Here is a 10930-nt window from a genome sequence, read left to right as displayed (position 1 = left end):
GGGAGAACTCCCCATGCCGTCGGGCTCACGCGCGCCAGCAGCCGACGAGGTGATCGTCGACCATCCCGGCCGATTGCATGAGCGCGTACATGGTCGTCGGGCCCACGAAGCGCAGGCCGCGCCGGCGCAGCTCCTTCGACAGCGCCGCGGATGCCGGGGTGACCGCGGGCACCTCTGCGAAGGTCGTCGGGCGCTCCGCGCGCGGGGACGGCGCGAACGACCACATCAGCGCGTCCAGCTCACCCGGGTCCCACTCGCGCACGATGCGGGCGTTGCCGATGACGGCGAGGATCTTCGCCCGGTTGCGCACGATTCCGGCATCCGCCATCAGCCGCTCGACGTCGCTCTCGTCGAAGTCGGCGACGACGGCGGGGTCGAAGCCGGCGAACACCTGCCGGAACCGCGGGCGCTTGCGGAGGATCGTGATCCATGACAGGCCGGCCTGGAAGCCCTCGAGGCTCAGCTTCTCGAACAGCGCGCGGTCGCCGTGCAGCGGGCGACCCCACTCCTCGTCGTGGTAGCGGCGGTATTCGTCGTCGGCGTCCGCCCACGCGCACCGGGCCAGGCCGTCGGGGCCGATACGGATGGCGGGATTCACCCCGCCACCCTACGGCCGGACGACGACGGCGGTGCGGGGAGAGTGGGCCGGGCGGGGTTCGGGCCCCCGCCCGGCCGGGCCTGTCACTTCTGGCGCTTGTGCAGCGTCTTCTCCGACACCGGAGCGGTGCCCGACGCGGCGAGCGCCGCATAGTGCGCGCGGGCCTCTTCCTGCCGCTCGTGCTCGGCGCCCGAGGCGATGGGCGCGCGCAGGTGCTCGGGCTCGAAGCCGAAGGCGTCGACCAGGTCCTGCGAGTGCGGCCGCAGCCGCGCGCACAGGCGGTCGATGTAGCTCGACACGGCCGCACCACGCTGGGTGGAGAGCCGGCCGTGGATCAGGTGCCAGGCGAGGTGCTTCTCGATGAGCGACAGCCCGAACAGGTCGCGCAGCCAGGTGAGCACCTGGCGGGTGCCGTCGTCGGGGGCCCGGTTCACCCCGTCGGTGAAGGCCTCCCACTGCAGCAGCTCCCCGTGGGCGCGGGCGGCCTCGATCAGCTCGGACTGGTTCTCGTTGAACAGGGCGGCGGCGTCGGCCGGCGACATCTTCGCGGCCGGGCGCAGGCGTCCGGCGATGTCGGCGACCATCTGCTGCACCCGTGCGGACAGCAGGTCGTGCTGCTGATCGGCGCGCAGGCCCAGCTCGACCGAGCGCGCGGTGGAGCCGAAGTCGGTGACGGTCTGGCCGAGCCGGCGCAGGCCGGCGCCGTGGAAGACCTTGCCCGCGGTCTGGCCGACGGCGAAGCGGGCGAGGGCGGCGGCATCCGCGCCCTTGAACTGCTTCGCGAAATCACTCAGCAGGCGCTTGCCCACCAGCTGCAGCAGCACGTTGTTGTCGCCCTCGAAGGTGGCGTAGATGTCGAGGTCGGCGCGCAGGCCGACGAGCCGGTTCTCGGCGAGGTACCCGGCGCCGCCGCACGCCTCGCGGGCCTCCTGGATGGCGTCGAGGGCGTTCCACGTCGACAGCGCCTTCAGCGCCGCCGCGAGCGTCTCGAGGTCTTCGCGCTCCTCGGGGGAGTCTGCGCGTCCGCTGAAGACGCCGTCGAACTTCTTGATCAGCTCGTCGCCGGCGAAGGACTGCGCATAGGTGGCCGCCAGGTGCGGCAGCAGGCGGCGCTGGTGCCGCGCGTAGTCCATCAGCACGACCTCGTCGGTGCCGGTGCCGCTGTCGAACTGGCGGCGCTGGTTGCCGTAGGTCACGGCGATCGTGAGGGCGGCGGCGGTGGCGTTGGTCGCGGCGCCGTCGAGGCACACCCGGCCCTGCACGAGCGCACCGAGCATCGTGAAGAAGCGGCGGCCGGAGCTCGCGATCGGGCTGGAGTACGTGCCGTCGGGGGCGATGTCGCCGTAGCGGTTGAGGAGGTTCTCGCGGGGGATGCGCACGTGGTCGAAGTGCAGACGGCCGTTGTCGATGCCGTTGAGGCCGCCCTTGACGCCGTCGTCCTCGCCGCCGACGCCGGGGAGGAAGTCGCCCTTCTCGTCGCGCAGCGGCACGAAGAAGCAGTGCACGCCGTAGTTGACGCCGCCGCTGATGAGCTGGGCGAACACGGTCGCCGCGCGGCCGTGCAGCGCGGCGTTGCCGAGGTAGTCCTTCCACGCCCCCCGGAAGGGGGTGTGGATGACGAACTCCTCGGTCTCGGGCTCGTAGGTGGCCGTCGTGCCGACGGCCGCGACGTCGGAGCCGTGCCCGGTCTCGGTCATCGCGAAGGCACCCGGCAGATCGAGGGTCATCACGTCGTGCAGCCACTTGTCGTGGTGGATCTTGGTGCCGAGGTGGTGGATCGCCGAGCCGAACAGGCCCCACTGCACGCCGGCCTTGACCTGCAGGCTGGGGTCGGCGAGCACCAGTTCCAGGTACGCGGAGACGTTGGCGCCGTTGTCCTCGAGGCCGCCGTACTCCTTCGGGTAGGCACGGCGCGAGCCGCCGTGGCGCACGACGATGCGCAGCTGCTCGAGCACCCGCTCGCGGTGCTCGACCATCGAGAGTCCGTCGACGCGCCACAGCGCGGGGTCCTTGACCATCTCGCGCGCCTCGCGGCGGGTGTCGGCCCACGTCCCCAGCAGCAGCTCGGTGACGGCGGGGATGTCGATGCGGGCGTCGTGGGCCTGCTCGGCGGTGTGCGCAGCGGTGGGCGCCCCGCCGGCGGGGGTGCGCGTGCTGGTCGCGGGCTTGTGAGGACGGACGGCGGCGTCGGTCATGGGTCACCCTTCGGCGAGGTGGACGGAGTCTTTCGACCGTAGGTGTCCCACAACACCGACCCAAACCGTTTGCACAGTGTCCACACCCTTCGGCGCGCGCACCGCCCGCCCCGGTTGTGCCATCCCCACACTCACCGCCGAGCGGGAGCATGGCCGACCCGCCGAGCGGGAGCACGACCGACTCACCGATCGGGCGTCGCGAGCACGGATGCCCGAGCGCGAGCGCTCAGGCGGCGGCGATGACGGCCAGCACGGCCTCGCCGAAAGCCTCGCGCTTCTTGGCGCCGATGCCGGTGATGCCGTCCAGGTCCGCGAGCGTGCGCGGCCGGTGCTCGGCGAGTGCGCGCAGGGTCGCATCGCCGAAGACGATGTACGCCGGCACGCCCTGCTCGCGGGCGGTTTCGGCGCGCCACGCCCGCAGCGCCTCGAACAGGCCGCGGTCGCCCTCGCCCAGGCTGTCGGCCGCCGAGGCCTTGCGGACCCGCGCCCCCGCCGCCGGTCGCCCGATCGTGTCACGGCGCAGCGGCACCGCGGTCTCGCCGCGCAGCACCGCCCCGGCGGGCTCCCCGAGCGCGAGCGTGCCGTAGTCGCCCCGTGCCACGAGGATGCCGCGGGCCAGCAGCTGCCGCACGATCGATCGCCAGTCCTGGTCGGTGAGGTCCGCCCCGAGCCCATAGGTCGCCAGCCGCTCGTGACCCTGCTGGCGGATGCGCTCCGTGTCGGCGCCGCGGAGGATGTCGATGAGGTGCCCCGCGCCGAACGACTGGTTGCGCTCGCGCTGCAGCCGCACGATCGTCGACAGCAGCTTCTGCGCCGGCACGAGGCCGTCGTAGGTCTCGGGCGACTCCAGGCACGTGTCGCAGTTGCCGCAGGGACCGGACTCCTGCCCGAAGTACCCGAGCAGGTTCTGGCGCCGGCATTCGACCGTCTCGCACAGCGCGAGCATGGCGTCGAGGTGCTGCCCCATGCGCATCTTGAACGTGCGGTCGCCGGGGCTCTGATCGATGAGGCGGCGCTGCTGCACGACATCGCCGAGGCCGTACGCCATCCACGCCATGGCGGGCTCGCCGTCGCGACCGGCGCGACCGGTCTCCTGGTAGTACCCCTCGACGGACTTCGGCAGATCGATGTGCGCGACGAAGCGCACGTCGGGCTTGTCGATGCCCATGCCGAACGCGATCGTGGCGACCATCACGACGCCGTCCTCGCGCAGGAACCGCGACTGGTGCCGCGCCCGCATGCCGGCATCCAACCCTGCGTGGTACGGCAGCGCGTCGAGGCCCTGCGTGCGCAGGTACTCGGCGGTCTGCTCGACCGACTTGCGGCTGAGGGCGTAGACGATGCCTGCCGACCCGTCGGGCATCGACCGGATGAACGACACCAGCTGGCGGCGCGGGTCGACCTTCGGCACGATGCGGTACTGGATGTTGGGCCGGTCGAAGCTCGCGACGAAGTGCCGCGCGGTCGGCAGCTGCAGGCGCTGAGTGAGCTCCTCGTGCGTCGCGCGGGTCGCGGTGGCCGTCAGCGCCATGCGCGGCACGCCGGGGAACCGGTCGGCCAGATCGCCGAGCGCGAGGTAGTCGGGACGGAAGTCGTGGCCCCACTGCGACACGCAGTGGGCCTCGTCGATGGCGATGACGCTGAGCTTGCCGCGCTGCAGCAGCGCGGTCGTCTGCGGGCTCGACAGCCGCTCGGGGGCGACGTAGACGAGGTCGAGCTCGCCGGCGAGATAGTCCCGCTCGACGGCCTGCCGCTCGGCTGCGGACTGCGTGGAGTTGAGGTAGGCGGCGCGCACGCCGTTGGCGATCAGCGCGTCGACCTGGTCGTGCATGAGCGCGATGAGCGGCGAGATCACCAGTCCCGTGCCCGGGCGCACGAGCGCCGGCACCTGGTAGGTGATCGACTTGCCCGCGCCGGTGGGCATGAGCACGACGGCATCGCCGCCGCCGACGACGTGCGAGACGATGTCGCCCTGGTCGCCGCGGAACGCGTCGTAGCCGAAGACCTCCTTCAGCACGACCGCCGGGTCGGCACCGGTGAACTCCCGGCGCGGCGGCAGGCTCAGCCCGGCGGATGCCGCGGTGGGCGGGGCCGCGCGGGCGGCTGCCGCGCGGGGCGGTGACCACGCCTCGTCGGGCGGGGGCATCCAGCCGTCGTCCGGCGGGGGCGCCCACTCGTCGGGCGGCGGCTCGTAGGCATCGAACGGGGGTGCCTCGACCGGCGCCCAGCCGGCATCCGTCGTCTCACGCCCGTCTGTCACCCGAACACCCTACCCAGGCCCGCTGACACCGGGCTGAGGTCATCCCCCGAAGCCGCCCCCGCCGCCGTCGAACCCGCCCCCGAACCCGCCGCCGTCGAACCCGCCGAACGCGCCGTCACCGGACCCCGCCCCACCGTCGAAGCCGCCCCCGACCGCCCCGCCGTCGGCGGGCACCCCCGCGATCTCGCCGACCCACGCCGGCTCTCCCGCGAGCGACAGCGACCCGGCGCCCACGGAGAAATACGACACGATCGTCGCCGAGGTGAGGAAGTGCCCGGCCACGAGCGCCACCAGCAGCGGGTCGTCGAACGGCCAGACTCCGGCACGCTCTCGCCTGCCCGCGGCGTCGGTGCCGCCCCGATCGTCGCCGACCCCGGTGATCGCCCTCGCTCCCGTTGCCGCGCCCCCCGCACCCACTATCAATCTCTGCAGCACGCTCGCCAGCAGTGCCGGCTGCGGCGCGCGCACGCGCTCCCGCGCCGACATGAACGGCCGCAGGCGCTCGAACATCTCCTTGCGACGCTCGAGCGACAGCCGGCCGAACGCCGCCTCGTGCGCACGCTCGATGACCGTGGGCGGCAGCGTGCTGAGCAGGTACACGTAGCGCGCCATGCGCTCCTCGTCCGTCACCGCGCCAGAGGAGTCGCGTTGTCGTCGCGGTCTCCACAGGGCCATCGCTCCCCCTCCGTCGGTGGCGACAGGCTACGCCGCGATCCGCCGGAAAGCCACGACGTGCGGATGACTCCCCGCCCGTGCTCGAGCGCTCAGCACCACCGCTCTGCGATGGCGGCGATGACGTTGGCGTTGCGGTTGGTGGCGACCCCCAGCAGCTTCGCGGCGCCCAGCGGATCGACCCGGCCGTCCTCGTAGCCCGGGCGCAGCAGCGCATGCGCGGCGCGGCCCCGCACCACCATCTCACCGAGCGGCGACGCGGTCTGCGTCACCGCCGCGACCGCATCGTCCGACGGCGGCTGCTTCATGAGGTAGACGTAGTGGCGCGCCAGGCCGGGGTGGGATGCCGTGAGCTCGCGGGCAGCGGCGGCGACCTCGGCGAACTCCTCGCGGGAGAACACGATCGTGGGCACGTCGAAGCCGCGGTCGGCGGCGAACGCCCGCTCGAGCACGTCTTCGATGCGCGCCCGGGAGCGCATCGACGTCGTGAACCGCACGTTGCCGGTGTTGATGTGCGTCGCGACGTCGGCGAAGCCGGCCTCGTCGACGACGCGGCGGATGTCGTCCTTCGGGAAGACCCGCTTCGCCCCCAGGTTGATCGCCCGCAGGAACGCCAGGTAGGTCGTCACCGTGCCATTGTGCCCGCGGCGGGCGCCGTCCGCACCGTCCGGACGCGCACCCGCTACAGGCGCACGACCTCGGTCACGCGTACGACGGCGGCGCCCTCTTCGGCGGATGCCGCAAGGTCGACCTCGCCCCGGATGCGCCAATCGTGGTCGCCGGCGGGATCGTCGATGATCTGGTCCACCCGCCAGAGCCCTTCGGCGGCATCCGACTCGTCCACGACGCACAGCGCGGGCGACCGAGCGGGTCCCCCCACCAGGATCTCCTCGTGCTCGTCGTAGTACGCGTCGAGCCGGTCGGGCCATCCGACGTCGGGGTCGAGCGCCTCGAGCGCCTCGTCGTCCTGCAGCGCCGCCAGCCGCACGCGGCGGAACATCTCATTGCGCACCAGCACCGTGAACGCCCGGCGGTTGGTCAGCACCGACGGCGGTGCGGGCGGAACGACCGGCGCGTCGGGGTCGTCGGACGGGTGGGTCAGCGCCTCCCACTCGTCGACGAGGCTCGAGTCCACCTGCCGCACGAGCTCCCCGAGCCACTCGATGACGTCGAGCAGGTCGTCGGTGCGCGCCTCGGCGGGAACCGTCTGCCGGATGGCGCGGAACGCGTCGCTGAGGTAGCGCAGCACGAGCCCTTCGCTGCGGCCGAGCTGGTACAGCGCCACGAACTCGCCGAACGACAGCGCGCGCTCGTACATGTCGCGCACGATCGACTTCGGCGACAGATGGAAGTCGCGCACCCACGGCTGGCTCGACGCGAACACCTCGAACGACTGGGCGAGCAGCTCGGCGAGCGGCTTCGGGTACGTGATCTCCTCGAGAAGCTCCATGCGCTCCTCGTACTCGATGCCGTCGCGCTTCATCGCCGCGACGGCCTCGCCCCGCGCCTTGTACTCCTGCTGGTTCAGGATCGCGCGCGGGTCGTCGAGCGTCGCCTCGATGACGCTCACGACGTCGAGAGCGTAGTGCCCGGTACCGACGGAGCCCGCCGCGGCATCCGCCCCCCGCCCCAGTTCGACGTCGCGGTCGAGCAGCTCGATGGCGGCGAGCGCGAAGGGCGACAGCGGCTGGTTGAGCGCGAAGTTCGGCTGCAGGTCGACCGTGAGGCGGATGCCGTCAGCCGCGGACTCCACGATCCCCGCGGCCACGAGCGTGCGGAAGATCGCCAGCGCCCGCCGTGCGAGCTCGTACTGCCGCCATCGCGGCTCGTGGTTGTCGAACACCAGGGAGCGCACGTTGCCGAAGACGTCGCCGCCGCGGCCGATGACGTTGATGAGCATCGCCGCCGTCAGCTGCAGGTGCGGCACGAGCGGCTCGGGCTGGGCCTGGATGAGTCTCTCGTACGACCCGAGGCCCCAGTTGACCGCCCCGGTGGGCGCCTTCTTGCGCACGATCTTCTTGCGCTTGGCGGCGTCGTCGCCGGCGCGTCGCAGGGCCGCCTCATTCTCGATCTCCCACTCCGGCGCCATCACCACGACGTTGCCGTACGGGTCGTAGCCGGCGCGGCCCGCGCGCCCGGCCACCTGATGGAACTCGCGCGCGGAGAGCTGGCGCATCTTGGTGCCGTCGTACTTCGACAGCGCCGTGATGACCACGGTGCGGATGGGGACGTTGATGCCCACCCCCAGGGTGTCGGTGCCGCAGATCACCTGCAGCAGTCCGCGCTGGGCGAGCGTCTCGACCAGACGCCGGTAGCGGGGCAGCATGCCGGCGTGGTGCACTCCGATGCCGGCGCGCACCAGGCGCGAGAGGGTCTTGCCGAACGCGGTGTTGAAGCGGAAGCCGCCGATGGCTTCGCCGATGGCATCCCGCTGCTCGCGTGTGGCGACCTTGCCGCTGGCCAGGGCCTGCGCGCGCTCGAGCGCCGCCGCCTGCGAGAAGTGCACGATGTACACCGGCCGCTCCTTCTCATCCAGCAGCGACGCGACCACCTCGTGCACGGGGCGCCGCTCGTAGGAGAAATGCAGCGGCACCGGCCGCTCGACGCCGGTGACCATGGCGGTCGGCCGCCCCGTGCGGCGGGTGAGGTCGTCGGCGATGCCGGTGACGTCGCCGAGGGTCGCCGACATGAGCAGGAACTGCGCGCGGGGCAGCAGCAGCAGGGGCACCTGCCATGCCCAGCCGCGCTCGACGTCGCCGTAGTAATGGAATTCGTCCATCACGACCTGGTCGACCTCGGCATCCGCCCCCTGACGCAGCGCGATGTTCGCGAGGATCTCGGCGGTGCAGCAGACGATGGGCGCCTCGGGGTTCACCGAGGAATCACCGGTGACCATGCCGACGTTCTCGGCGCCGAAGATGTCGACCAGGGCGAAGAACTTCTCGCTGACGAGCGCCTTGATCGGTGCGGTGTAATAGGTGCGCCCACCCTGGGCGAGGGATGCCGCGTGCGCCGCGATCGCGACGAGCGACTTGCCGGTTCCCGTGGGCGTGGACAGCACGACGTTGGCACCGGAGACGAGCTCCATCACCGCCTCGTCCTGCGCCGGGTACAGGGCGAAGCCGCGCTCGGCGGCCCAGCCGACGAAGGCGTCGTACACGCCGTCGGGTTCGGGGGCGGCACGGACGGCGTCGAGAAGGGTCACCCTGTCGAGTCTGCCCGACGCGGCTGTGCGCGCGGCCATCGCCGCCCCGCGGCGCCCGCGGACCCGCGGGCTTGACGCACTCAACCGGCCGCGTCCGCCCGGCGCTCGGGCTGGTGCAGGCGCGCGAGATACCGCTCGGTGCGACCGGGCCGACGGCGACGGTCGGCGAGCGAGCCGGCGACGACGACGAGGGTCGACAGCGGAATGGTCCACGCCGCCGGCTGGTCGAGCAGGGCGCGCACGACGGGGCCGGCGGTCCACCCCTCGACGGGGGCGAGCCCCGAAGCGAGCAGCGCGCCGCCGCAGAACACCGCACCGCACACCATCCCCGCCGTCGCGCCGCGGGCGGTCAGGCCGCGCCACCACACCCCCAGCAGCAGCACCGGGGTGAGCGCCGATGCGGCGAAGACGAACACCGTGCCGACGCTGGAGACGAGGCCCGACGGGACGGTCAGCAGCGCGACGGCCAGCGGCACGATCGTGCACAGCACCGCCGAGAGGCGGAAAGACCGCACCGAGCCCGAGAAGACGTCCTGGCTGATGACGCCCGCCAGTGACACCACCAGGCCCGACGAGGTGGCGAGGAACGCCGCGAACGCGCCCGCCACGATCAGCGCGGTGAGCAGCTCGCCCAGCAGCCCGGGGAACACCCGCGAGGGCAGGGCCAGCACGACCGTGTCGGCCATGCCCGGGTGCGCCAGGTCGGGTGCGACCACCCGGCCGATGAGGCCCATCGTGCTCGACACCGCGTAGAACACCCCCACCATCCCGATGACGAGCACCGTCGTGCGGCGGGCCGCGACGCCGTCTGGGCTCGTGTAGAACCGCACGAGCACGTGCGGCAGGCCGATGGTCCCCAGCAGCAGCGCCAGCAGCAGCGACGCCGTGCGGTACACGTCCGCCCCGGCCGGTCCCGCCTCCGCGGGGAAGACGGCGGCGGGGTCGAACGCGGGCTCGCCGTCGGACAGGGCGATCAGCAGCAGCACCGCCGGCAGCGCCAGCGCGGTGAGCTTGAGCCAGTACTGCATGGCCTGCACGGCCGTCACGGCGCGCATGCCGCCCGCCGCGACGATGCCGGCGATCAGCACCGCCACCACCACCGACCCCACCCACCCGGGCACATCGGCCACGACGCCGAGGGCGATGGCGGCGCCGTGAAGCTGCGGCACGATGTAGAGCCATCCGGTGATCAGCACGATCGCGCTCGTGACGCGACGTGCGATGCGCGACTCCAGTCGCGCCTCGACGAAGTCGGGGATCGTGTACGCGCCGCTGCGGCGCAGCGGTGCGGCGACGAACAGCAGCACGAGGAGGTATCCGGCGGCGTATCCGATCGGGAACCAGAAGCCGTCGGACCCCGACAGCAGCACGAGTCCGGCCAGGCCGAGGAACGTGCCCGCCGAGAGATACTCACCGCTGATGGCCGACGCGTTCCAGACCGGGCGCACGCTGCGGGAGGCGACGAAGAAGTCACCGGTGGTGCGGCTGATGCGCAGCCCCGCGAACCCCAGCACGGCCGTCGCCGCCACGAGCAGGGCGATGGCGGTGAGATCGAGCAGCGGGCTCACGCCGGCGCCGTCCCTTCCGCGGGCTCCGGCTCCGCCAGTGCGCGGTACCGTCGCTCGTTGCGTCCGGCCGCGCGGGCGAAGACCACGGCGAAGGCGAGGATGATCGGGTAGTAGCCGTACGCGTGCATCAACCACGACAGCGGCACCCCCGCGACGACCGGCTCGTCGAGGCCGGCGACGACGAAGATCGCCACCGTGAACGCTCCGGCCACGAGGAGGAACGCCAGCAGGCATCCGAGGGCCAGGCGCAGCTGCACACGGACGAGCGAGCGCACATAGACCGTGCCGGCCTCACGCACCGGAGCGCCGGACGCGGCGATACCCCGGGTGACGGATGCCACGGCGGGCGCCGCCGGCGCCGTCACGCGCACCCGCTCGGGCGGCCCGCCCCCGCTCCCGGCATCCATGCCCCGACGCTACCGCTGCCGCCCA

Annotated in this window: 8 protein-coding genes; all 8 read right to left on the bottom strand. The window is 72.6% G+C overall.

The features are described 5' to 3' along the window. Window positions 1-25: 25 nt before the first annotated feature. A complete protein-coding gene (locus QNO26_RS00645) occupies window positions 26-598 on the bottom strand; it encodes a DNA-3-methyladenine glycosylase I (RefSeq protein ID WP_285181687.1) in 573 nt (190 codons plus the stop codon). An 83-nt stretch (window positions 599-681) separates the two neighbouring features. Then, window positions 682-2793 carry an acyl-CoA dehydrogenase family protein gene (locus QNO26_RS00640; RefSeq protein ID WP_257532769.1) on the bottom strand — a complete coding sequence of 704 codons (2112 nt, stop codon included), beginning with the start codon at window positions 2791-2793 and terminating at the stop codon, window positions 682-684. Window positions 2794-3019: 226 nt separating this feature from the next. After that, complete coding sequence (gene recQ, locus QNO26_RS00635; RefSeq protein WP_257532773.1) at window positions 3020-4939, bottom strand: DNA helicase RecQ; 1920 nt, start codon at window positions 4937-4939, stop codon at window positions 3020-3022. 153 nt (window positions 4940-5092) lie between these two features. Next, window positions 5093-5665, bottom strand: a complete 573-nt coding sequence (locus tag QNO26_RS00630) for a hypothetical protein (RefSeq protein WP_257532767.1) — start codon at window positions 5663-5665, stop codon at window positions 5093-5095. Window positions 5666-5817: 152 nt separating this feature from the next. Beyond that, the gene (locus QNO26_RS00625; protein WP_257532765.1) at window positions 5818-6354 is read right to left on the bottom strand and encodes a DUF1697 domain-containing protein; all 537 of its coding nucleotides are present in this window, start codon (window positions 6352-6354) and stop codon (window positions 5818-5820) included. Between the two features lie 53 nt (window positions 6355-6407). Further along, window positions 6408-8969, bottom strand: coding sequence for a DEAD/DEAH box helicase (locus QNO26_RS00620; protein WP_374679391.1), 2562 nt, complete (start codon window positions 8967-8969; stop codon window positions 6408-6410). 41 nt (window positions 8970-9010) lie between these two features. After that, complete coding sequence (locus QNO26_RS00615) at window positions 9011-10498, bottom strand: sodium/solute symporter (RefSeq protein WP_257638601.1); 1488 nt, start codon at window positions 10496-10498, stop codon at window positions 9011-9013. After that, the gene (locus QNO26_RS00610) at window positions 10495-10905 is read right to left on the bottom strand and encodes a heavy metal transporter (protein ID WP_257532759.1); all 411 of its coding nucleotides are present in this window, start codon (window positions 10903-10905) and stop codon (window positions 10495-10497) included. The genes QNO26_RS00615 and QNO26_RS00610 overlap by 4 nt, the downstream gene beginning before the upstream one ends. Between the last annotated feature and the right edge of the window lie 25 nt (window positions 10906-10930).

The organism is Microbacterium sp. zg-Y1090 (assembly GCF_030246945.1).
GTDB lineage: Bacteria > Actinomycetota > Actinomycetes > Actinomycetales > Microbacteriaceae > Microbacterium > Microbacterium wangruii.
The sequence above is the reverse complement of the archived record's forward strand: the minus strand, read 5'-3'. Positions and strand labels throughout refer to the sequence as shown.

Excerpts from the sequence above, each read along its gene's own strand:
- QNO26_RS00610 (WP_257532759.1), bottom strand. The coding sequence starts at position 10,905 with ATGGATGCCGGGAGCGGGGGCGGGCCGCCCGAGCGGGTGCGCGTGACG.
- QNO26_RS00640 (WP_257532769.1), bottom strand. The coding sequence starts at position 2,793 with ATGACCGACGCCGCCGTCCGTCCTCACAAGCCCGCGACCAGCACGCGC.
- QNO26_RS00620 (WP_374679391.1), bottom strand. The coding sequence starts at position 8,969 with ATGGCCGCGCGCACAGCCGCGTCGGGCAGACTCGACAGGGTGACCCTT.
- recQ (WP_257532773.1), bottom strand. The coding sequence starts at position 4,939 with ATGCCCCCGCCCGACGAGGCGTGGTCACCGCCCCGCGCGGCAGCCGCC.
- QNO26_RS00630 (WP_257532767.1), bottom strand. The coding sequence starts at position 5,665 with ATGGCGCGCTACGTGTACCTGCTCAGCACGCTGCCGCCCACGGTCATC.